This is a genomic window from Pseudomonas chlororaphis subsp. piscium (assembly GCF_003850345.1).
Lineage (GTDB): Bacteria > Pseudomonadota > Gammaproteobacteria > Pseudomonadales > Pseudomonadaceae > Aquipseudomonas > Aquipseudomonas piscium.
In genome coordinates this window covers 6,509,620-6,531,455 of the sequence record NZ_CP027707.1, presented here as the reverse complement: position 1 = coordinate 6,531,455, position 21,836 = coordinate 6,509,620, and the positions used below count along the sequence as shown (strand labels likewise).

The window sequence follows — 21,836 nt, the reverse complement described above, 5'->3', positions numbered from 1 at the left end:
AATTTTGCCATCGCCGTGCGGCAAGCAATTCATTCGGTGACTGCCAGTGGCCCGGGCACACCACTCGACATGACTTAGCGTGCGAAGAGGGTATGAAAAAGCATAATCAGTGACGAGTGGGCTGGGCGGTTAGTTTGTTTATCTATTTAAAATGTTCCGCGCCGTGTTTGCGGGGCTTTTAGATAAAAGAACTGACCATACAGGCCACTAGTGTTCTGTTTTCGAAATAGCTTACCCATTCATCTGCGCTTCCATCGCATCGCGTGCTCGCCGGATCTTGTTCAAAACTTCCTCTCCCTTTGCGTTCCAAACGTATCGGGTCGGTTGCGCGTTTCGTAGTAAGCGCGCCATGAACCCCACATTCAAAGCCGCCATCTGATCTCGGATGCTGTACTCCTGAATTTTTCTGGAGCCCATCCGCCATGATGCGACCAGATGCCACCGACCAAGCCATCGTGTTGAGTGTCCAGGAATTGAATTGGTTGTTCGACGGGTTTGACCTGTGGCGCAACCGTCCTCATCAGGTTTTGTCTCCAAGATTCGTTGTCTGACGGGTGCGATCCTTGCCCGACCACCTTCCTGATGACCCCGTGCTTCTCAAGCAGATGCTGCTTGATATTTAAGAAGCGCGCGCACGTGATCAGGAAGTCAAAGAAGCTTGCGCGACTCACATCGTTGATCTGAAAGAACAGATCAAGCTCTTACGCGACCACATATTTGGTCGCAAATCTGAACCCAATATGCCGCAACTGGCGCTGTTCAACGAGCCTGAAAGCGAGCCAATGCTCGTCGTCGAAGGCGCCGAGGATGAGGAAGTCGTTGCCCCGACCAAGCAAGCGCAAGCCACTGTTGGCGGACTTGCCGCGTATCGAAGTCATCCATGAACTGCCCGAGCACGAATTGACCTGTGCCTGCGGTTGCCGTGGTTGTGAAATGACTCCGGTCACCGCTGGCAAACCTGCTCAGTTAGTCGAAAAGAGTATGGCCAGTCCGAGCGTGCTGGCGATGCTGCTGACCACCAGGTATGTCGATGGCTTGCCGCTGCATCGTTTCGAAACGGTGCTGAGCCGACATGGCATAGAAATCCCCTGTCAGACTCTTGCCCGCTGGATCATCCAGTGCGGTGAGCACCTGCAACCGCTGTTGAGTCTGATGCGCGATCGGTTGCTGGAAAGCCTGGTCATCCACTGCGATAAAACCCGCGTTCAGGTCCTTAAAGGGCCTGATCGAGACCCGACCAGTCAATCATGGATGTGGGTGCAGGCCAGCGGGCCACCGGATCGAAAAGTCGTGCTGTTCGACTACACCTCCAGCCGTGCGCAAGACGTACCGCTGCGCCTGCCGAAAAGTTATCGCGGCTACGTGATGACCGATGATTACGCGGGTTACAACGCGTTGGCGTTGCAGCCCGGTGTTGAGCGATTGGCGTGCATGGCGCATGTGCGCCGCAAGTTCGTCGATGCACAAAAAGTGCAGCCCAAAGGTAAAACAGGCGAGCGGATATCGCGCTGACGATGATCAATAAGCTGTATGGAATCGAGCGTGAACTGAAAGACATCAGCGATGAGCAGCGATTTATCAGCCGACAGGAAAAGAGCCTGCCGATCCTGGCTCAGTTGAAAAACTGGCTGGATAAAACGCAGCCACAGGTCACGCCGCAAAGCGTGCTGGGCAAAGCCGTTAATTATCTGGCCAGCAACTGGAGCCGGCTGGAGCGCTACGTTGAGGCTGGTTTTTTACCGATTGACAACAACCGAGCAGAGCGCGCAATAAAGCCGTTTGTGATCGGGTGCAAGACTTGGCAGTTCAGCGATACGCCCAAGGGCGCCACCGCCAGCGCGCAGATCTACAGTTTGGTCGAGACCGCCAAGGTCAATGGCCAAGAGCCGTATACGTGGCCGCGCCACGTACTGGAGCGGCTGCCCCACTCGCGGTCGGTAGCCGACTACGAAGCGTTGTTGCCGTGGAACTGCTCACCGGAAATGCCACAGTAAACGGGAAGCGCATTTGGCGGTAAGTGTGCTTCATGGATCGCATACGAATGATCCACCCTCATCGTGAGCAAGCTCGCTCCTACACCTACGCCATCAGATCGTGTTGTGATCGATATCCAGCTTGTAGAAGGTCACCTTGCCGCCTTCGCTGGTGTAGCCGGTGTTGTCCTGCACGTACACCCCGGCCTTGAAGTACAGCGGCTTGTCGCGCCAGGTGCTGCTGAGCTGGGTGTCCCACTGGTAGCCCGCGGCGCTGACGCCCAGGGCGCCGCCCGGGCTCAGGTGGATCAGGTAGGAGAACTCCCGGTTCAGTGGCACGTTCTCGGCGACGATGATCACCCGGCTTTCGGTATCGTCCGGACGCATGCGGACCTTGGCGACTATGTTGCCGCTCTGGGTGGTGGTCTTGTACTGGTACTCGACCTTCACCAGGGGCTTGGTGCTGTTGTAGGCGTGGATCTGGCCGATGACGATCTTGCCCGTGGATGGCACTTGGTTCACCGCCAGGGTGGCGTAGAGCAGGTTGTCGGCTTCCGGGTAGGTCCAGTTCTTCAGGGTGCCGTTGGAGTAGGTTTCACGCAGCTCGCTGCGCGGGTAGATGGCGTTGGCGGTGCGGGAGCCGGTGACGGGCGACCAGAAGAACAGGGTGCCGGTGTCGGAATGGAAGTACTGATCCTTGAAGCCATCCACCAGTTTGGGGGTGTCGATGGTCGCCGGTGGACTGCCTTCGGGAATGCTCAGATTCCAGGTTGCGAGGTCGATCATAGTCAAAGCTTCCCGATTTGATGCCGGATGAAAAGCCGACAAAGGCTTTAGCCTGCGCTTTTGAAGGCGATCTTTATAAGCGTAGAAGGCGTATTTGTTAATGCCCGTCCGGCGGATAATTGGCGTCAACCATCTGTCGAAAAAATGCCTCCACCGGTTTCATCACTATGGGGGCTGACCGTTAGTCGGGAGCCTGGGGCTTTGGTTAAGTGATGGCGCTGTGACAGCTTCTGCTTTGCAGGATCCGGGTCTAGAGTGAAGGCTCAGTTTTTGTCCGGTCTTCTTCGCAGGCCGGCCCTACACAGACAAGAGAAGCAGCATGGAATGCGCGCAAACTCGGCCAGGTGAAGCCAGCTCGGTCTTACTGATTGTTGATGATTACCCCGAAAACCTGCTCAGCATGCGCGCACTCTTGCAGCGCCACGACTGGCAGGTCATGACCGCCGCCTCGGGCGTCGAGGCCCTGGGTCTGTTACTGGAACACGACATCGATCTGGTGTTGCTGGATGTGCAGATGCCGGAAATGGACGGTTTCGAAGTGGCTCGCCTGATGCGCGGCAGCCAGCGAACCCGCCTGACCCCGATCATTTTCCTGACCGCCAACGAGCAGTCCAAGGACGCCGTGATCAAGGGCTACGCCAGCGGCGCGGTGGATTACCTGTTCAAGCCGTTCGACCCGCAGATCCTCAAGCCCAAGGTCCAGGCGTTGCTGGAACAGCAGCGCAATCGCCGCGCGTTGCAGCGCCTGAGTCACGACCTGGAGAATGCCCGGGCCTTTAACGCCTCGGTGCTGGACAACGCCGCGGAAGGGATTCTGGTGGTGGACGAAGGTGGGATCGTCCGTTTCGCCAACCCGGCGATCTCGCGCTTGCTCAACGCCCCGGTGAGCGAGCTGGAGGGCTCGGCGCTGCTCGACTATCTGCAAAAGCCCCATGTGCCGCAGTGGGCCGAATCCGAGCTGTTTGCCAGCTATCGCAAGGGCGAGACCTACCGCCTGCACGACGCCACCTTGCGTACCGTCCCGGGCCAGCAGGTGTCGGTGGCGTTGTCCTGCGCGCCGCTGCCGAGCGAACAGAAGGCGATGGTGGTGACCCTGCTCGACATGTCGGAAGTCCGCCACCTGCATCAGCAACTGGAGTACCAGGCGGTGACCGATCCGCTGACCGGCCTGCTCAACCGGCGCGGCTTCTACCAGACTGTGGAAAGCGTGTTGTTGCGCAGCGAGCGCACGGACAAGTCGCTGGTGCTGCTGTACCTGGACTTGGATGGTTTCAAGCGGGTCAACGACTCCCTCGGGCACGACGCGGGGGACCGGGTGCTGCGCTGGGTGTCCGAGCAGATCAAGGCCTGCCTGCGCTCCTTCGATATCCTGGCGCGCATGGGCGGCGATGAGTTCACCGCCTTGCTGGAACTGGAGTTCCCGGAACAGGCGGCGAAGATTTCCGAGAAGCTCATCGAGCGGATATCCATCTGTCAGCAGATTGACGGCCTGGATGTCGCCCTGGGGGCCAGCATCGGCATCGCCATCTACCCCGACTGCGGTTCCAACCTGGATGGCCTGATGCGCGCGGCGGACATCGCCATGTATGAGTCCAAGCGTGCCGGGCGCCAGCAATACCGTTATTACGACCACGAAATGAATGGCCGTGCCCGCTCGCGGCTGATGCTTGAGGAAAGTGTGCGCAGCGCGGTCGAGCGCAAGGAGTTCAACCTGGTGTATCAGCCCCAGGTGGCGATTGCCGATGGGCGTCTGCGCGGTTTTGAAGCCTTGTTGCGCTGGCGGCATCCGAGCGTCGGCGATGTGCCGCCGGGGTTGTTTCTGCCGCTGCTGGAGGAGGCGCGGCTGATCAGTCGCCTGGGCAGCTGGATCTACCAGCAGAGCGCGAGCCAGCGGGCGTCCTGGAAAACGCTGTTCGCCGAGCAGACCGTGTTGGCCGTGAGCCTGAGCGGCACCCAGTTCGCCATGCCGAACCTGGCCACCGAACTGCGCCAGGTCCTGGAGCGGCATGGCCTGGAACCGCAGCAGCTGGAGGTAGAGGTCACGGAGGACGCCTTGACCCAGAACCTCGATGAGTCGCGCAAGCAGCTGCGCCTGTTGCGCAGTCTCGGGGTACGGGTGGCGCTGGACGACTTCGGTTCGGGCGCCTGTTCGCTGGCCCACCTGCGGGACCTGGAGCTCGATACCCTCAAGCTCGACCGCCACCTGATCGCCAGGCTGCCGGGCTCGACGCGGGACGCGACGCTGGCGCGTTGTGTGATCGACCTGTGCAAGGCGTTCGGTGTGCTGGTGATCGCCGAAGGCGTGGAAACCCTGGAGCAGTACCGCTGGCTGCAGGCCAACGGCTGCGAGTACGTGCAGGGTTTCCTGGTGGCACGGCCGTTGATCGCCGCGGATGCCGAGCGCTTCGCCGAGCCCTTCGACTGGAGCGCGTTGCCGGGTTGAATTCGCTACACTGGCGGCCTTTCGTGATTGCGTTGCCGCCCCATGACCGCGTTGAAATACCTCCAGGCCTATCCCGCCACCCTGCAAGAACAAGTGCGCCAGCTGATCGCACAAGGGCGGCTGGGCGACTACCTGAGCCAGCGTTACCCCGGCAAACATGGAGTGCAGAGCGACAAGGCGCTGTACGGCTATGCCCTGGAGTTGAAGCAGGAGTACCTGCGCAATGCCCCGGCCATCGACAAGGTGCTGTTCGACAACCGCCTGGACCTGACGAACCGCGCCCTGGGCCTGCACACCACGATCTCGCGGGTCCAGGGCGGCAAGCTCAAGGCCAAGAAGGAAATCCGCATTGCCTCGCTGTTCAAGGAGGCCGCGCCGGAATTCCTGCGCATGATCGTCGTCCACGAACTGGCGCACTTCAAGGAAAGCGAGCACAACAAGGCCTTCTACAAGCTCTGCGAGCACATGCTGCCGGGCTATCACCAACTGGAATTCGACCTGCGGGTCTACCTGACCTGGCGCGACTTGCAAGCGCGCCAGGGCGGGGCCGAGTAACCCTGGGCACAAGGAGCGGGCGATGGACGTGAGCAAGACCAAGAGCAGTTTCTACCGTCGGCTGTACGTGGCCTACCTGATCGACAGCGGCCTGGCCAGCAACGTCCCGGCCCTGACCGAGGCGACCGGCATGCCGCGGCGCACGGCGCAGGACACCATCGCCGCCCTGGCGGATCTGGATATCCTCTGTGAGTTCGAGCAACAGGACGGCGCACGCAATCATGCCGGCAGCTATCGGATCAAAAGCTGGGGCGCGATCGACAAGGGCTGGATCGAGGCGAACCTGTCGCGGATCAAGGCGGTGCTGGAGTATCCCTGAGGGGGCTCGGCAGCCCGTCGGTGCGGATGCGAACCTGCTGGCTGCAGCAGGCTCGCGCTCGCGATATCAGCTGCGGCGCATGCCGATATGCGGGATATCGTCTTCCAGGTATTCCTCGCCCACCACGTTGAAGCCGTAGCGCCCGTAATACCCCTGCAAATGCGCCTGTGCCGACAGATAGATCGGCATGTGCGGCCAGTGTTTTTGCGCTTGTTTCAGGGCGTGCTCCATCAGTTCATGGCCCAGCCCCTTGCCCCGTGCCTGCGGGGCGATCACCACGCGACCGATAACCACGTCGCCACCCTGGGAAACCGGGTCGAGCAGGCGCAGGTAGGCCACCAGTTGGTCATCGTCCCAGGCCATCAGGTGGCAGGTGTCGCCTTCCAGGTCCTGGCCATCGACTTCCTGGTAGGCGCATTTCTGCTCGACCACGAAGACTTCGGTACGCAACTGCAGGATCGCGTACAACTGCTCCTTGCCCAGATCGGTGTGGTGTTTGCAGACCCATTCGATTGTCATCGTTTCATCCTTTGGAAAGCTGTGCCCGGATGTTAAGCGCCTGGCGGGTGGCTTGTCTTGCCTGGGAGCGCAGGGGCATTTCTGTGAGACAGGTCAAAATGCCATCATCGCGTTGGTTCATGGCTGTCTTCTTTGTGTAATCTGCGTTGAAGCGCTGTGCAGTGGCGCCCATAAGCTACTGTTAGGAGCTGGGTCGCGGCCGTCCATCGGACGCAGGACCTCGAGTCTGGGCAAAAAAACACGCAGGGCTGTCCGCCCGCTAAGGATCTTTTAGCATGCCGCGATTGCATCGAGCTTTTGCTTTGATCGGATTGCTGTTGCTGGGCCAGAGCGCTTATGCGGAAAAATTGCGATTGGTGGCCGACGCCTGGCCGCCCTTTACGGATGCGACGCTGGTCAACGGCGGGCTGGCCACCGACATCGTCAGCACCGCGCTGGCCCGGGCTGGTTACGCCAGCGAGTTCGAACAGGTGCCCTGGGCGCGGGCCTTGTTCGGCGTCGGCGAGGGCCGTTACGACGTGCTGGTGAATGCCTGGTTCAATGAGGCGCGCACCCAGCTGGGGCAGTTCTCCTCGGAGTACCTGGTCAATCGGGTACGTTTTATCCGGCGCAAGGATGCACCCATCGAATACACCAGCCTCAAGCAATTGCACCAATACCCCATCGCGGTGGTGCGTGGTTATGCCTACGCCCCCGATTTCGACAGCGATCCAGAACTGCAGAAGGTCCTGGTGCACAACTTCGCGATGGCGGTGCGCATGCTGGCGGCCGACCGGGTCAAGCTGACCCTGGAGGATGAATACGTCGCTCGCTATTACCTGGAGCGGGAGTCGCCGCGGGTGCGCAATGCGGTGGAGTTTCTGCCCAATTCCCTGAGCGAGAACGGCCTGCATATCCTGGTCAGCCTGAAGAACCCCGAGCATGCGCAGATCGTGGCGAAGTTCGATCGGGAGATCGAGGCGATGAAAGCCGACGGCAGCTACGACCGCTTGCTGCGCCAGCACGGGATGTAAAACGGCGCCATTAAAGCTGCTGCCGCAGGTTGGGCTGCGGCGTGCTTGAAAGCTTGCGCCTCCTGCGACAGCGGCTACGCGGCCTGTTCTTCGCCAGTGTCCTTGATCAGATGCGCCGCCAGGGTCCGCAAGGGGCCCAGTTGGCGGCAGATCAGCGCCAGCTGGGTCTGCACCAGGCGCTGGCTTTCATCGATCTCATCCGGCATCTGCTCCAGCTCGTTGGCCAGGGCTTCTTCGGCATCGCTCTGGATTGCCACCGGTTGCTTGTTCGCCAGGCCCTGGGCGATTTCATCGATGCTGCTGGCCAGGCTGACCCCGGCCCCGTCGATCAGGTGCTCGCGGACTTCCGCCGGCAGCTGGGTTTCCCGGTGCGCGCCGAGGCCGGAGAGGTAACTGAGCAAGGTGTGCGACAGCACCAGGAAGCGAAAGCCCACGTCCGCTTCCTTACGGAAGTGCCCAGGCTCCATCAGCATGTTGGCCAGGGTGGTGGACAGCGCCGCGTCGGCGTTGTGGGCATTGCGCCGGGCCAGGCGGTAAGCCAGGTCGTCGCTCTTGCCGGCCGCGTACTGCTGCATGATCTGCCGCAGGTAGATGCTGTTGCAGGTCAGGGTATTGGCCAGCACCTTGTTCAGGCGTCGGCCCTGCCAGTCCGGCAGGAACAGGAACACCGCCAGGCCGGCGATCAGGCTGCCCAGCAGGGTATCGAACAGGCGCGGCAGCAACAGCCCGTAGCCGTCGCCCACCTGGTTGAAGCAGAACAGCACCATGATGGTGATGGCGGCGGTGGCCAGGGTGTAGCGGGTGGTGCGGTTGGTAAAGAACACCACCCCGGCGGCGATGGCGAACAACGACTGCACCAGCGGGCTGGGGAACAGGTCGAACAGCGCCCAGGCGACCACCAGGCCGATGGCGGTACCGATGATCCGCTGGCCCAGCTTGCGCCGCGTGGCGCCGTAGTTCGGCTGGCAGACGAACAGGGTGGTGAGAATGATCCAGTAACCCTGGGACGGGTGGATCAGGTGCACCATGCCGTAGCCGATGGTCAGGGCCAGGGGCAGGCGCAGGGCGTGGCGAAACAGCAGCGACGTCGGAGTCAGCTGGGTGCGCAGGCGGGTCCAGACGTCCTTGAAGTTGCGCGGCGAACGGTCCAGCAGGCTGCTGTCGGTGGCGTCGGCGAGGGCGTCGGGGTTGCTGGCGTCGCTGAGCAGGCGGTCGAGGGTGCCGAGGTTGGCGGCCAGCGCCCGCAGCGAACGCAGCAGGCCGCGCCAGGCCGGGTTGCTCTGGATGCGCAGGTGTTCCAGGGAGGCGTGCAGGTCGCTCAGGGCCTCGGCGAAGCGGGCGTCGTAGACGAAGGGCTGGCGCAGCTGGATGGATTCACCCAGGGCCCGGCAGGCTTTGCCTTGCTGGCGCAACAGGCGCTGGCAACGGAATAGCACGTCGCTGTGGAAGAACGCATCGGTCAGGGCGTTGTAGGGGTAGTGGGACGAGCTGGCGCGTTCGTGGATGTCCTGGGCGAGGAAGTACAGCTTCAGGTAACGGCTGACTTTCGAGCCCGGCCGGCCGTTGCCGACCCGGTGCAGGATGATTTCCTTGGCGGCGTTCAGGGCCGCCACCACCCGGCCGTTCTGCTGCGCCAGTTCCAGCCGGCGTGCTTCCACGTCCAGCTGGCGGATCGGTTCGAACAGCGACGACTTGAGCTTGAGGTAATAGCCCAGCTCGCGGAACAGGCGCGCCAGGCTCTGTTGCACCGGCTGGTTGGAAAACATCGCCTGCCACAGCACCGACAGCAGGCCGTACCAGGCGGCGCCGGCCACCAGCAGCAGCGGCTCGTGCCAGAAGTCGGTGACGGCGCCGCCGCGCTGGTCCACGCCGATCATGGTGTAGACCGACAGGATCAGGGTCGCCGAGGCAATCGCCCCGTAACGTTCGCCCAGGGCGCCGAGCATGGTCAGGCCAAAGCTGGCCAGCGCCAGGGCGATGACGAAGATCCAGGGGTAGGGGAACAACAGTTCGACGGAAAGGGCGGCGACGCTGAAGCACACCAGGGTCACGGCCAGGGCATTGATCCGGCCTTGCCAGCTGTCGTCGGTCTCGGCCAGGGCGCTGGCGATAATCCCCAGGAACAAGGGGATCAGCAAGGCCATTTCGTCCTGGTACCAGCACAGCGCCATGCTCCCAGTCAGAGCGATGAACACCCGCACGCTGTAGCTGAATTTATCCAGCGCCCAAAGGCGCCGCAGTGACTGACGAAAGCTGGTCGATGACATGAAGTGAGAAAGCCTTCCGGGGCGATGCCGCTAAATTGAGCCAGTATTGACGACCGCGCAATGGGGTCGTCACATCCGACAGCAAATTCTGTTCCTTCCCTGAACTATCGGTTGTCGTGACCGCTTCTGTAGGAGCGAGGCTTGCCCGCGATAAGCTCTGACATTCGCCATCGACCTGCCCAGGCAGTTCGCTGTCGCAAGGCCAGACTCGCGCCTTCGCAAGCGGATCAGACGTACTGCGCGGCCGCGTAGCCGGACGCCCAGGCCCACTGGAAGTTGAAGCCGCCCAGGTGGCCGGTGACGTCCAGCACCTCGCCGACGAAATACAGCCCCGGGCTCTTCAGCGATTCCATGGTCTTGGACGACACCTCGCGGGTGTCGACGCCGCCCAGGGTCACCTCGGCGGTGCGATAACCCTCGGTGCCGGCGGGCACCAGCTGCCAGCTCGCCAGCTTGCTGGCGATGTCCGCCAGCTCGGCGTGGGTGTACTGCTTCATCGGCTTGGAGACGAACCAGCTGTCGGCCAGCAGGCCGGCCATCTTCTTGGTGAAGATCTCGCCGAGCAGGGTCTTCAGCTCGCTGTTGGGACGCTCGGCCTGCTGCTGTTGCAGCCAGCCCGGCACGTCGTGGTCCGGCAGCAGGTTGATCTCCAGCGTGTCGCCGGGTTGCCAGTACGAGGAAATCTGCAGGATCGCCGGGCCGCTCAGGCCGCGGTGGGTGAACAGGATGTTCTCGCGAAAGCTCATGTCGTTGCAGCTCACCAGGCAGTCCACCGAGGTGCCGGACAGCTCGCCGCACAGCTCCTTGAGCTGGTCGGTGATGGTGAAGGGCACCAGGCCCGCGCGGGTCGGCAGCAGTTCATGGCCGAACTGCTTGGCGACCTGATAACCGAAACCGCTGGCGCCCAGGGTCGGAATCGACAGGCCGCCGGTGGCGATCACCAGGGATTCGCACTGGAACTGGCCGAGGGTGGTTTCCAGCAGGTAGCCGGCGTCGAGCTTCTCGATCTGCTGGATCGAGGTGTCCAGGTGCAGCTGGACGCCGACCTGGTCGCACTCGTCGAGCAGCATGCCGAGGATGTCGCTGGACTTGTTGTCGCAGAATAGCTGGCCGAGCTTTTTCTCGTGGTACGGCACGCCGTGCTTCGCCACCAGGCCAATGAAATCCCACTGGGTGTAGCGGGCCAGGGCCGACTTGCAGAAGTGCGCATTCTGCGAGAGGAAGTTGCCGGGCTCGGTGTACATGTTGGTGAAGTTGCAGCGCCCACCGCCGGACATGAGGATCTTCTTGCCGGCCTTGTTGGCGTGGTCCAGCAGCATCACCTGGCGGCCACGACCGGCCGCGGTCAGCGCGCACATCAACCCTGCGGCGCCAGCGCCAATGATCACGACTTCGGTAGAGCGCAAAACGGTGTCCTCACACAAGTGTCGCGGCAACCCCGTTCCCGTAGGAGCGAGGCTTGCCCGCGATGAACAATGACGCGGTTGTATCTGGTAGACCGCGGTGCCCTGATCGCGGGCAAGTTGGGTCGCCGCCTGCTCGCTCCTACAGAAGCACAGGCATTGGTTGCAGTGGTATTACAGGATGCGCACGCGCAGCGAACGGCCCTTGATCTTGCCGCTGTTCAGGCGTTGCAGGGCCTGCTTGGCAATGCCGCGATCCACGGCGACATAGGCCTGGAAGTCGAAGATCGCGATTTTGCCGACCTGGGTGCCGGGGATGCCGGCTTCACCGGTCAGGGCGCCGAGGATGTCGCCCGGACGCACTTTGTCCTTGCGCCCGGCGCCGATGCACAGGGTGCTCATGGCCGGCAGCAGCGGGCCGCCGCCCTGGGATTTCAGGCTGTCGATCTGTTCCCAGTTCAAGGGCGACTTCTGCAGTTGCTCGATGGCCTGGGCGCGGTGCGCTTCGGACGGCGCCACCAGGCTGACCGCCAGGCCCTTCTCGCCGGCGCGGCCGGTGCGGCCGACGCGATGGATGTGGATCTCCGAATCCCGCGCCAGCTCGACGTTGATCACCATGTCCAGGGCATCGATGTCCAGGCCGCGGGCGGCCACATCGGTGGCCACCAGCACCGAGGTGCTGCGGTTGGCGAACATCGCCAGAACCTGGTCGCGGTCGCGCTGTTCCAGGTCGCCGTGCAGGCCCACCGCGGACATGCCCTTGGCGGTCAGGTGGTCGACGGTTTCCTGGACCTGCTGCTTGGTGAAGCAGAAGGCCACGCAGGATTGCGGACGGAAGTGGTTCAGCACCTTGACCACCGCGTCGATACGTTCTTCCGGCGAGATCTCGTAGAAACGCTGCTCGATCTGGCTGTCGGCGTGCAGGGCTTCGGCTTTCACCTGCTGCGGGTCGCGCATGAATTTGGAAGCAAGCTGCTTGATGCCCACCGGGTAGGTGGCGGAGAACAGCAGGGTCTGCCGGCGCTCGGGGGTGTAGGCAATGATTTCTTCGATCGGGTCGTAGAAGCCCATGTCCAGCATGCGGTCGGCTTCGTCGAGGACCAGGGTGTTGAGGCCGTCGAGCTTCAGCGAGCCTTTGCGCAGGTGCTGGGACAGGCGGCCCGGAGTGCCGACGATGATGTGCGCGCCGTGTTCCAGCGAGGCGATCTGCGGACCGAAGGACACGCCGCCGCACAGGGTCAGGACCTTGATGTTGTCTTCGGAGCGGGCCAGGCGGCGGATTTCCTTGGCCACCTGGTCGGCCAGCTCGCGGGTCGGGCAGATCACCAGGGCCTGGCAACCGAAATAGCGCGGATTGATCGGGTTCAGCAGGCCGATGCCGAACGCGGCGGTCTTGCCGCTGCCGGTCTTGGCCTGGGCGATCAGGTCCATCCCCTTGAGGATCACCGGCAAGCTTTGCGCCTGCACCGGCGTCATCTGGGCATAACCGAGTGAGTCGAGGTTAGCCAGCATGGCGGCGGACAGCGGCAAAGTATTAAAAGCGGTGGCAATGGTGGTCACGGGACGGGCCTGCAAAACAAAATGTCGCGCAGTGTATCAGTCCCGCTCCCTTTACCTGCAATTTCTGGACGAAAAGTAGCCAGAACTCCCGCAGAGGCATGCAGGCCCCGCGGGTGATCAGTGCTCGATATGCTCCTGGACCTTTTTCGCCCGCCGGCCGTCCTTGGGCGACAGCTGCAGGAAGATCGCCGCCGCCAGCATCGCCATGATCCCCACCGTGAGGAAGGTCAGCTGGAAGGCGCCGAGCACGGTGTTCACGCCATCGTTGCCGACTTCGGCGGTGAAGCCGCCGAGCAGCGCGCCGGCGCAGGCCACCCCCAGGCTCAGGGACAGTTGCGCCACCACCGACAGCAGGCTGTTGCCGCTGCTGGCGGAGGCGTCGTCGAGGTCGATCAGGGTCACGGTATTCATCGCCGTGAACTGCAGCGAGTTGATCGCCCCCAGCACCGCCAGCATGCCCAGCAGCAGCGGGTAGGGCGTCTGCTGCGTGACCAGGCCCATGCTGGCGAGCATGATCCCCAGCGCCAACGTGTTGCCGGTGAGGACGATGCGATAGCCCAGGCGCTCGATCAGCGGACGGGCGATGGACTTGGCCAGCATCGCCGCGGCGGCCAGCGGCAGCATGCTCATCCCGGCCTGGGACGGTGAATAACCGAGGGCCAGTTGCAGCAGCAGCGGCACCAGGAACGGCAGGGCGCCGCTGCCGAGGCGGGCGAACAGGTTGCCGAGGATGCCCACGGCGAAGGTCCGCACCTTGAACAGCGAAGGTGCGAACAGCGGATTGTCGACGTGCCCGGCCCGCAGCCAGTAGGCCGCGAGGCAGGCCAGGCCGCTGAACAGCAGCAACATCACCCGCAGGTGCGGCAGGTGCAGTTCGCCCAGGCCCTCCATGGCGATGGTGATCAGCACCATCGCCGCGCCGAACAGCAAAAAGCCCAGGCTGTCGAAACGTGTGCGTTCGCTGCCGCGCAGGTCGGGAATGAAGCGCCAGACGGCATAACAGCCGATCACGCCCACCGGCAGGTTGATCAGGAAGATCCAGTGCCAGGTCAGGTACTGCACCATCCAGCCGCCCATGGTCGGGCCGATCAGCGGGCCAAGCAGCCCGGGAATGGTGATGAAGCCCATGATCCGCACCAGTTCCGAACGCGGGTAGGCGCGCAGCACTACCAGCCGGCCGACGGGCAGCATCAGGGCACCGCCCAGGCCCTGGATCACCCGGGCGCCAATCAGCAGGCTCAGGGAGTTGGACAGGGCGCAGAGCAGCGAGCCGATGCTGAACAGCAGGATGGCGCCGAAGAAAATCTTGCATGTGCCGAAGCGGTCGGCGATCCAGCCGGAGGCGGGGATCAGCAACGCCACGGTGAGCATGTAGGCGATGACCACGCCCTGCATGCGTAACGGATCTTCCGCCAGGTCGCGGGCCATGGCCGGCAGGGCGGTGTTGAGGATGGTCCCGTCGAGGGATTGCATGAAAAAGGCGATGGCCACCACCCAGGGCAGCCAGCGGGCGGTGGTGGCGTCAAGCTCGGCACGGTTGGGCATGGGACCTCTTTCTTGTTGTGAACACGTATCTCCCTGTAGGAGCGAAGCTTGCTCGCGATAACGATGCGACATTCAACATCGATGTCGAAGACCAAGCGTTATCGCGAGCAATCGAGCATCGACCGGCTGCTCCTGCAACCGCATCGCGGGCAAGCCTCGCTCCTACAAAGGCGCGTAAATCTCCCGCAGGAGCGAGGCTTGTCCGCGATGACGTTTACAAGGTCAGCGTCAGCCGGCTCACCAGTGCGCCCGGCAGTTGCGCCGAGGCGGTCTGGCGCTGGCTGTAGGTACTGGCCGACAGCAGCAGCTCGCGCTCCTGGGTCAGGCCTTCCAGGTGCGAACCCAGCAGGCTGTAGACACTGTCATCGAAACGCATGGTGCTGACCGGTGCCTGGATCTCGCCGTTTTCCACCCAGAAGGTAGCGAAGCGGGTCATGCCGGTCAGGCGCGCCGCCGGCTGGTCCGAGTAGTTCAGGTACCACAGGTTGCTGATGTACAGGCCGGTGCCCAGTTGCTGGAGAATGTCCTGCTGCGACAACTGCCCGGGCGCCATGTTCAACGCGCTGGGGTATTCGCCGCTGTCGGCACCGTTGGTGGCCAGGCTGTATTCGGCGGCGCTGCGTGAGTTGATCAGCTGTCCTTGGGCGACGCCGCTAGTGATCAGCGACAGGTCGCTGCGCGGGTAGCCTTCATCGGAAAACGCCGGGCTCAACGAGCCGGTGACCTGCTCGTCCAGCGATACCAGGGGGCTCAGGCTGGCATCGCCGGCATAGAGCTTTTGCAGCGGGCTGTGCTTGCTGGCGATGGACTGCGCGGAAAAGCCGCCCCAGCTCAGCATGCCCATGATTTCCTCCAGGGCCGCCGGCGCCAGGTAGGCGCGATATTGCCCGGGCGCCAGGGTGCGCAGCGGTCGTCCGAGAAACGCCAGCTGTTCCCGGGCCTGCTGGAAGCGCTGGGCGAAGCCTTGGCTGCTCCATTCGTGCCCGGCGTAGCTGGCTTTGACGGCCTGGCCGTTCTCGTGGAACAGGCTGAAGTCGAAGTTGAAGCTGTTGGCCTGGTGCCAGCCAAAGGCCCCCGAGGAGCTGGCAAAACCCCGGCTGATCGGCCCGGCGGCATAGAACCCCACCAGGTCCAGCCCGGCGGCGGCCTGGCCGATTTCGGCCACTACTTGCTCGCTACTGGGCAGCGGGTGCTCCTGCACGTTGTGGGTGTTCCAGGCGTCGGAGTTGAGCAGCAGGTACGGGTCCTGGGGCAGCAGCGGCAGGGTCTCGCGCAACTGCTGCAGGCCTTCGGCCAGGCGCTGGATGTCGACCTGCGGGTCGCCGGCGAGGGTGATGCTGAGGTCGGCATGGCGTCCGCCATCGATCAGCTTGAAGCCGAGGCTGGCCTGCTGCACTTGCCCGGCCTGGCGCACCTTGGCGTGGTTGAAGCGGATGAACTGCGAAGACTCGGCGGCGTAGCTCAGGGTGAACTGTTCGGGCTCGCGCACGGCATCGCGCAGCCACTGCACCAAAGCCTTGAACTGCTCGACCTGATTCAGGGACGTACTCATCAGGCGTCTCCTCCAAATACATCGACATTGCTGAAAACACAGGCCGGCGAGGCGTGGCCGACGCGGATCACCTGGTTCGGTTCGCCCTTGCCGCAGTTCGGTGTGCCCAGGACCTTGAAGGTGCTGGCGTCGCCGACGGCGCTGAGGCTCTTCCAGAAGTGCGCGGAAATCGCCCGGTAGTTGGGGTTTTTCACCACGCCCTTGAGTTCGCCGTTCTCGATCAACTGGCCCCATTCGCAGCCGAACTGGAACTTGTTGCGCGCATCGTCGATGGACCAGGAGCGGTTGGTGGACATCAGGATGCCGTTCTCGATGCCGCCGATCAGCTTCTCCAGCGGCTGGTCGCCGGGCTCGATGTTGAGGTTGGCCATGCGGTCGATGGGCGGGCGGTTCCAGCCGCAGGCGCGGCTGTTGGCCACGCCGTCGAGGCCAGCGCGAAATTGCGAGAGCGCGCCGCCCAGCGGGCGCAGCAGCAGGCCTTGCTTGATCAGGAACTGCTTGCTGGCGGCCGTGCCGTCGTCGTCATGGCCGTAGCTGGCCAGTTGCTCGGGAATATCCGGGTCGAAGGTCACGTTGAGCAGGCTGGAGCCATATTGCAGGCTGCCGAAGTCGCTGCTTTTCACGAAGCTGGTGCCGGCGTAGTTGCGTTCGTCGCCGAGGATGCGGTCCAGCTCCAGCGGGTGGCCGATGGATTCGTGGATCTGCAGCATCATCTGGTCCGGCATCAGCAACAGGTCGCGCGGGCCCTGGGGCGTATTGGGTGCCAGCAGCAGTTGCAGCGCCTGGTCGGCGACCTGGGCTCCGGCACCGATCAGCCCGCAGCGGCTGATCACGTCGGCGCCGCCCTGCTGGCCGAAGTTCTCGCGGCCCAGGCTGCGGGTCTGGCTGTCATTGCCGTCGTAGGCGGTGACGTCCATGCCCGGGTAGACGAAACGTTGGGCCTGGCGCAGTTCGGCGCCGGCGCTGTTGAGGTAGATTTGCTCGACGTGGGTGATACCGAGGCTGACCTGCCAGTTCACCAGGCGCTCGTCCTTGGGCACGGCCGCGGACTCGTCGCCGAGCAACTGGTAGCAGTCGCTCAGGGATGGAAAGGGCTGCTCGAGGTTGGGCGAGAAGTAATCGGCGCGGTCGCTGGACACCGCCTGTTCGCGTAGGTCGAGCAGGGCGTGGGCGGCGATCAGCCGGGCCTGTTGCTCGGCGCGTTGCAGCGCGGCCTGCAGGCCGTTTTGCGACAGGTCATTGGTCGCGGCGTAAGCCTCGACGCCATTGACCCGCACGGTGAGCATCGCGCCTTCGTCGCGGCTCAGGCTCGGCGGCTCCGCCACGTTCTTGCGCACCGACAGGTACTGGCCGGATTCGCGCACGTAACGCAGGGAAAAGAATTCGGCGCCCGTGCGCAAGGCAGCGAAGCGCTGCTTGAGCTGGGGGTGGAAATCGAACATGTGAGGAACCTCCATGTGAACAGTCCGGCTGTTGCAGGCCTTATCGAGAGCAAGCGAGCGTCGGGCCAGGGTTTTTCTGTAGGAGCAGCCAGTCGACGCTCGATTGCTCGCGATAAAGCCCGAAGGGCTTTGAAGCCAGGTCGGAAAAGGTGCTGGGGAATGCTGCGAGCGCCTAGATTAGGCCTGTGCGGTGGGCGGTATCAAGCGGGGAGGCGCAGGGAAATGTTGGAGAACTGTAGTTGTTACCAAGGGCTGTGATTCGGCAATCGGGTTCTTGCCTGGTGAATCCTGGTGGCTGGTTTACGTCGGCTGCGCACGGAGTGCCGCCCGGACCGATCGCAGCCTGCGGCAGCGGCTACAGGCCGGATACAGCAAAACGGCGCCGATCGTTGCGATCGGCGCCGTTCGAGGTTACTGCGCGGTAGCGCTCACTTCACGTACCGGCTTGCCACGTACCGGGGCTTCGCCCGCCACGTAGTAGGCCGCCTTGCTGCGTGGCAGAGGCTGACGGCCACGGATCTTGTCGGCGATTTTCTCGGCCATCATGATCGTCGGCGCGTTCAGGTTGCCGGTGGTGATGATCGGCATGATCGAGGCATCGACCACTCGCAGACCCTGCATGCCATGCACGCGACCCTGGCCATCGACCACAGCCATTTCGTCGGTGCCCATCTTGCACGAGCAGGATGGGTGGAACGCGGTTTCGGCGTGCTCGCGGATGAATTTATCCAGCTGCTCGTCGGTCTGCACTTCGATGCCCGGGCTGATTTCGCGGCCGCGGAAGGCGTCCAGTGCCGGCTGTTGCATGATTTCCCGGGTCAGGCGGATGCCGTCGCGGAACTCTTGCCAGTCCTGCTCGGTGGCCATGTAGTTGAACAGGATGCTCGGGTAGTCGCGCGGGTTCTTCGACTTGAGCTGGATCCGGCCGCGGCTTGGCGAACGCATGGAGCCCATGTGCGCCTGGAAGCCGTGCTCCTGCACACCGTTGCTGCCGTTGTAGTTAATCGCTACCGGCAGGAAGTGGTACTGGATGTTCGGCCATTCGAACTCTTCGCGAGTGCGGATGAAACCGCCGGCTTCGAACTGGTTGCTGGCGCCGATGCCGGTGCCGTTGAACAGCCACTCGGCACCGATGGCCGGCTGGTTGTACCAGAGCAGCGACGGGTACAGCGAGACTGGCTGGGTGCAGGCGTACTGCAGGTACAGCTCCAGGTGGTCCTGCAGGTTCTCGCCGACGCCCGGCAGGTCGTGGACCACCGGGATGTCCAGGCTTTCCAGCAGGGCGCGCGGGCCGACGCCGGAACGTTGCAGCAGTTGTGGCGAAGCGATTGCGCCACTGCACACCAGCACTTCCTTGCGGGCACGGGCTTCGACGCGCTCTTCGGCGGAGCCGACCAGGTAACGCACACCAACGGCACGCTTGCCTTCGAACAGGATCTTGTCGGTCAGGGCGTGGGTGACGATGCTCAGGGTCGAACGCTTTTTCGCGGTGTCGAGGTAGCCGCGAGCGGTACTGGAGCGACGGCCTTTAGGCGTCACGGTACGGTCCATCGGACCGAAACCTTCCTGCTGGTAGCCGTTGAGGTCTTCGGTGCGCGGGTAACCGGCCTGCACGCCGGCTTCGACCATGGCGTGGAACAGCGGGTTGTTGCCGGCTTTCGGCGTGGTCACGCTGACCGGGCCTTCGCCGCCGTGGTAGTCGTTCGGGCCGATGTCACGGGTTTCCGCCTTGCGGAAATACGGCAGGCAGTCCAGGTAGGTCCAGTCTTCCAGGCCTGGCAGTTTGGCCCAGCCGTCGTAGTCCATGGCGTTGCCGCGGATGTAGCACATGCCGTTGATCAGCGAGGAGCCGCCCAGGCCCTTGCCGCGGCCGCATTCCATCCGGCGACCGTTCATGTACGGCTCTGGATCGGTTTCGTAGGCCCAGTTGTAGCGGCGGCCTTGCAGCGGGAACGCCAGGGCGGCAGGCATCTGGGTACGGAAGTCGAAACGGTAGTCCGGGCCGCCGGCTTCGAGCAGCAGCACGGTGACGCCTTCGTCTTCAGTCAGACGGGTCGCCAGGGTGTTACCGGCGGAGCCGGCACCGATGATGATGTAATCGTATTCTTGGGACATTGAATGCACCCTCTTTGAGGTTGGTCAGGTCTGGCCATGGCGAGTGCTGTGCACTCGATCGCGGGCGACCCTCGCTCCTACAGGCAGAAGATTTGCGTGCTTCTGTAGAAGCGAGGCTTGCCCGCGAAGACGGCCTCGCAGGCGAAGCGAATTTCGCCTTAGAACACCGAGGCGTAGTCGCCCAGCTCGACCTGTACCGATTTGATGCGGGTGAAGTTGTTCAGCGAGCTGATGCCGTTCTCGCGGCCAACACCCGACTGCTTATAGCCACCGACCGGCATCTTGGCGTCGGATTCGCCCCAGGCGTTGATCCAGCAGATGCCGGCTTCCAGCTGATGAATCACGCGGTGCGCGCGGTTCAGGTCGCGGGTCACCACACCGGCGGCCAGGCCGAAGTCGGTGTCGTTGGCGCGACGGATCACTTCTTCTTCGGTTTCGTAGGTCAGGATGCTCATCACCGGGCCGAAGATTTCTTCGCGAACGATGGTCATCTCGTCGGTGCAGTCGGTGAACACGGTCGGCGCCACGAAAGCACCTTTGGCGAATGCGCCGTCGGTCAAACGTTCGCCGCCGCACAGCAGGCGAGCGCCTTCTTCCTTACCTTTGGCGATGTAGCCCAGCACGCTTTCCATGTGGGCGAAGCTGACCAGCGGGCCGAAGTTGGTGTTTTCGTCTTCCGGGTTGCCAACGCGAATGCGCGCGACGCGTTCGACGATCTTGGCTTCGAAAGCGGCTTTCAGGTGGCTCGGTACGAAGACGCGGGTACCGTTGGTGCAGACCTGACCGGAGCTGTAGAAGTTGGCCATCATCGCGGTGTCGGCGGCGCGATCCAGGTCGGCGTCGTCGAAGATGATCAGTGGCGACTTGCCGCCCAGTTCCATGGTCACGTCTTTCAGCGAGGAGCTGGAAGCGCTGGCCATGACCTTCTTGCCGGTATCGGTGCCGCCGGTGAAGGAGACTTTCTCGATGCGCGGGTGTTCGGTCAGCCAGGTGCCGACTTCACGGCCGCTACCGGTCAGGACGTTGAACACGCCAGCCGGAACGCCGGCTTCGGTGTAGATCTCGGCCAGTTTCAGGGTGGTCAGCGAGGTGACTTCGCTTGGCTTGAAGATCATCGCGTTACCGGCCGCCAGGGCTGGTGCGGATTTCCACAGGGCGATCTGGATCGGGTAGTTCCACGCGCCGATACCGGCCACGACGCCCAGCGGCTCGCGACGGGTGTAGACGAACGAAGTGGTGCGCAGCGGGATCTGCTCGCCTTCGATGGCCGGTACCAGGCCTGCGTAGTATTCCAGCACGTCGGCGCCGGTGACGATGTCGACATACTTGGTTTCGGAGTAGGCCTTGCCGGTGTCCAGGGTTTCCAGGGCAGCCAGTTCGTCGTTGCGCTCGCGCAGGATGTCCACGGCGCGACGCAGGATGCGCGAACGCTCCATGGCGGTCATGGCGGCCCAGATCTTCTGGCCTTTTTCGGCGCTGACGACAGCGCGCTCGACGTCTTCTTTAGTCGCACGTTGCACTTGAGCGAGGACTTCACCGTTGGCCGGGTTGATGGCGTCGAAGGTGGCGTCGCTGCCGGCGTCGGTGTAGCCGCCGTCAATGTAGAGTTTTTGCAGTTCGTAACGGGCCATGATAGTCCTCGCAAGTGCATAAGTGGTTGGCGTTCACCACTGGGCGCGCCATGTAGCCTGGGCGCGCTGGTCAGTGGCAGTTCAGGGGGCCGAGCGTCTTGTAATGTGCTCTAGCGCTCCTGCTTAGCCAGTTGGAAATCCATGTATTCGTAAGCGATCCGGTGCGCCTGCTCGGTGTCGAAAGCATCTCCCGACAGCGCGCCGCGCAACCACAAACCGTCGATCAGGGCTGCCAGGCCTCGCGCTGCGCTGCGTGCATCATCCAGCGGCAGGACGCGGCGGAACTGGCAGCACAGGTTGGAATACAGGCGGTGATCGTTGATCCGCTGCAACCTGTGCAAAGACGGGTGGTGCATGCTGGTGGCCCAGAAGGCCAGCCAGGTTTTCATTGCCGGGCCATTGACCTGGCTGGCGTCGAAGTTGCCTTCGATGATCACCTGGAGGTGCGCCCGCGGGCTGCTGTCCTCCAGCGCCTGACGGCGCGCGGTGACGTTCTCGCTGAGGACACTCATCAGATACTGCGCCGTGGCGGCGATCAGGCCGTTCTTGTCCTGAAAGTAGTGACTGATGATGCCGTTCGAGACACCGGCCAAACGGGCGATCAGCGCAATGCTGGCGTCCCCCATCCCGACCTGATCGACCGCCAGCAACGTGGCTTCGATCAACTGCTGGCGGCGGATGGGTTGCATACCGACCTTGGGCATCTTGCACAT

General features: G+C 63.1%; 15 protein-coding genes and 1 pseudogene. 5 read left to right on the top strand and 11 right to left on the bottom strand.

Translation table 11 applies throughout. From position 1 onward, the window contains the following. The first annotated feature begins 554 nt into the window (after nucleotides 1–554). Nucleotides 555–1,994, top strand: a pseudogene (gene tnpC / locus C4K38_RS29725) (IS66 family transposase). A 93-nt stretch (nucleotides 1,995–2,087) separates the two neighbouring features. Here the strand turns inward: tnpC and C4K38_RS29720 are convergent. Then, the gene (locus tag C4K38_RS29720; RefSeq protein WP_053281230.1) at nucleotides 2,088–2,759 is read right to left on the bottom strand and encodes a polysaccharide lyase family 7 protein; all 672 of its coding nucleotides are present in this window, start codon (nucleotides 2,757–2,759) and stop codon (nucleotides 2,088–2,090) included. A 319-nt stretch (nucleotides 2,760–3,078) separates the two neighbouring features. On the opposite strand from C4K38_RS29720, the gene C4K38_RS29715 reads away from it, so the two are divergent. Genes C4K38_RS29715 through C4K38_RS29705 form a run of 3 tightly spaced genes read left to right on the top strand, consistent with a single transcriptional unit; the run spans nucleotide 3,079 to nucleotide 6,076 of the window. Then, complete coding sequence (locus tag C4K38_RS29715) at nucleotides 3,079–5,202, top strand: putative bifunctional diguanylate cyclase/phosphodiesterase (RefSeq protein WP_053281229.1); 2,124 nt, start codon at nucleotides 3,079–3,081, stop codon at nucleotides 5,200–5,202. Between the two features lie 42 nt (nucleotides 5,203–5,244). Next, nucleotides 5,245–5,757 carry a M48 metallopeptidase family protein gene (locus C4K38_RS29710; RefSeq protein WP_053281228.1) on the top strand — a complete coding sequence of 171 codons (513 nt, stop codon included), beginning with the start codon at nucleotides 5,245–5,247 and terminating at the stop codon, nucleotides 5,755–5,757. Nucleotides 5,758–5,779: 22 nt separating this feature from the next. After that, nucleotides 5,780–6,076 carry a winged helix-turn-helix domain-containing protein gene (locus tag C4K38_RS29705; RefSeq protein WP_025807245.1) on the top strand — a complete coding sequence of 99 codons (297 nt, stop codon included), beginning with the start codon at nucleotides 5,780–5,782 and terminating at the stop codon, nucleotides 6,074–6,076. Between the two features lie 66 nt (nucleotides 6,077–6,142). Here the strand turns inward: C4K38_RS29705 and C4K38_RS29700 are convergent, their stop codons facing one another. Further along, on the bottom strand, nucleotides 6,143–6,595 hold the full coding sequence (locus C4K38_RS29700; protein WP_053281227.1) for a GNAT family N-acetyltransferase: 453 nt from the start codon (nucleotides 6,593–6,595) through the stop codon (nucleotides 6,143–6,145). A gap of 275 nt (nucleotides 6,596–6,870) precedes the next feature. On the opposite strand from C4K38_RS29700, the gene C4K38_RS29695 reads away from it, so the two are divergent. Next, nucleotides 6,871–7,608 (top strand): substrate-binding periplasmic protein, encoded by a 738-nt coding sequence (locus tag C4K38_RS29695; RefSeq protein WP_053281226.1) that lies wholly within the window; start codon nucleotides 6,871–6,873, stop codon nucleotides 7,606–7,608. Nucleotides 7,609–7,682: 74 nt separating this feature from the next. Here C4K38_RS29695 and yccS read toward each other — a convergent pair whose 3' ends face one another. The 9 genes from yccS to betI all read right to left on the bottom strand — a co-directional run bounded on the left by yccS (nucleotide 7,683) and on the right by betI (nucleotide 21,827). Next, the gene (yccS, locus tag C4K38_RS29690; protein ID WP_053281225.1) at nucleotides 7,683–9,875 is read right to left on the bottom strand and encodes a YccS family putative transporter; all 2,193 of its coding nucleotides are present in this window, start codon (nucleotides 9,873–9,875) and stop codon (nucleotides 7,683–7,685) included. Nucleotides 9,876–10,102: 227 nt separating this feature from the next. After that, a complete protein-coding gene (locus C4K38_RS29685) occupies nucleotides 10,103–11,281 on the bottom strand; it encodes a BaiN/RdsA family NAD(P)/FAD-dependent oxidoreductase (RefSeq protein WP_053281224.1) in 1,179 nt (392 codons plus the stop codon). 171 nt (nucleotides 11,282–11,452) lie between these two features. Continuing rightward, complete coding sequence (gene dbpA / locus C4K38_RS29680; RefSeq protein WP_230589677.1) at nucleotides 11,453–12,790, bottom strand: ATP-dependent RNA helicase DbpA; 1,338 nt, start codon at nucleotides 12,788–12,790, stop codon at nucleotides 11,453–11,455. A 165-nt stretch (nucleotides 12,791–12,955) separates the two neighbouring features. Further along, nucleotides 12,956–14,383 carry a multidrug transporter subunit MdtD gene (mdtD, locus tag C4K38_RS29675; protein WP_053281223.1) on the bottom strand — a complete coding sequence of 476 codons (1,428 nt, stop codon included), beginning with the start codon at nucleotides 14,381–14,383 and terminating at the stop codon, nucleotides 12,956–12,958. Nucleotides 14,384–14,597: 214 nt separating this feature from the next. Continuing rightward, the gene (locus C4K38_RS29670) at nucleotides 14,598–15,935 is read right to left on the bottom strand and encodes a TldD/PmbA family protein (RefSeq protein WP_053281222.1); all 1,338 of its coding nucleotides are present in this window, start codon (nucleotides 15,933–15,935) and stop codon (nucleotides 14,598–14,600) included. Further along, entirely contained in the window at nucleotides 15,935–17,377 is a 1,443-nt protein-coding gene (locus C4K38_RS29665) for a TldD/PmbA family protein (RefSeq protein WP_053281221.1), read from the bottom strand. Before C4K38_RS29665 ends, C4K38_RS29670 begins: the two co-directional genes overlap by 1 nt. Before the next feature lie 411 nt (nucleotides 17,378–17,788). Beyond that, the gene (gene betA / locus C4K38_RS29655) at nucleotides 17,789–19,492 is read right to left on the bottom strand and encodes a choline dehydrogenase (protein WP_053281220.1); all 1,704 of its coding nucleotides are present in this window, start codon (nucleotides 19,490–19,492) and stop codon (nucleotides 17,789–17,791) included. A 158-nt stretch (nucleotides 19,493–19,650) separates the two neighbouring features. Next, nucleotides 19,651–21,123 (bottom strand): betaine-aldehyde dehydrogenase, encoded by a 1,473-nt coding sequence (gene betB, locus C4K38_RS29650; protein ID WP_025807259.1) that lies wholly within the window; start codon nucleotides 21,121–21,123, stop codon nucleotides 19,651–19,653. 110 nt (nucleotides 21,124–21,233) lie between these two features. Further along, the gene (gene betI, locus C4K38_RS29645; protein ID WP_007925978.1) at nucleotides 21,234–21,827 is read right to left on the bottom strand and encodes a transcriptional regulator BetI; all 594 of its coding nucleotides are present in this window, start codon (nucleotides 21,825–21,827) and stop codon (nucleotides 21,234–21,236) included. Nucleotides 21,828–21,836 lie beyond the last annotated feature (9 nt).

Excerpts from the sequence above, each read along its gene's own strand:
- yccS (WP_053281225.1), bottom strand. The coding sequence starts at position 9,875 with ATGTCATCGACCAGCTTTCGTCAGTCACTGCGGCGCCTTTGGGCGCTG.
- C4K38_RS29720 (WP_053281230.1), bottom strand. The coding sequence starts at position 2,759 with ATGATCGACCTCGCAACCTGGAATCTGAGCATTCCCGAAGGCAGTCCA.
- C4K38_RS29715 (WP_053281229.1), top strand. The coding sequence starts at position 3,079 with ATGGAATGCGCGCAAACTCGGCCAGGTGAAGCCAGCTCGGTCTTACTG.
- dbpA (WP_230589677.1), bottom strand. The coding sequence starts at position 12,790 with ATGCTGGCTAACCTCGACTCACTCGGTTATGCCCAGATGACGCCGGTG.
- C4K38_RS29695 (WP_053281226.1), top strand. The coding sequence starts at position 6,871 with ATGCCGCGATTGCATCGAGCTTTTGCTTTGATCGGATTGCTGTTGCTG.
- C4K38_RS29665 (WP_053281221.1), bottom strand. The coding sequence starts at position 17,377 with ATGTTCGATTTCCACCCCCAGCTCAAGCAGCGCTTCGCTGCCTTGCGC.
- C4K38_RS29710 (WP_053281228.1), top strand. The coding sequence starts at position 5,245 with ATGACCGCGTTGAAATACCTCCAGGCCTATCCCGCCACCCTGCAAGAA.
- betB (WP_025807259.1), bottom strand. The coding sequence starts at position 21,123 with ATGGCCCGTTACGAACTGCAAAAACTCTACATTGACGGCGGCTACACC.
- betA (WP_053281220.1), bottom strand. The coding sequence starts at position 19,492 with ATGTCCCAAGAATACGATTACATCATCATCGGTGCCGGCTCCGCCGGT.
- C4K38_RS29670 (WP_053281222.1), bottom strand. The coding sequence starts at position 15,935 with ATGAGTACGTCCCTGAATCAGGTCGAGCAGTTCAAGGCTTTGGTGCAG.
- C4K38_RS29700 (WP_053281227.1), bottom strand. The coding sequence starts at position 6,595 with ATGACAATCGAATGGGTCTGCAAACACCACACCGATCTGGGCAAGGAG.
- C4K38_RS29705 (WP_025807245.1), top strand. The coding sequence starts at position 5,780 with ATGGACGTGAGCAAGACCAAGAGCAGTTTCTACCGTCGGCTGTACGTG.
- betI (WP_007925978.1), bottom strand. The coding sequence starts at position 21,827 with ATGCCCAAGGTCGGTATGCAACCCATCCGCCGCCAGCAGTTGATCGAA.
- mdtD (WP_053281223.1), bottom strand. The coding sequence starts at position 14,383 with ATGCCCAACCGTGCCGAGCTTGACGCCACCACCGCCCGCTGGCTGCCC.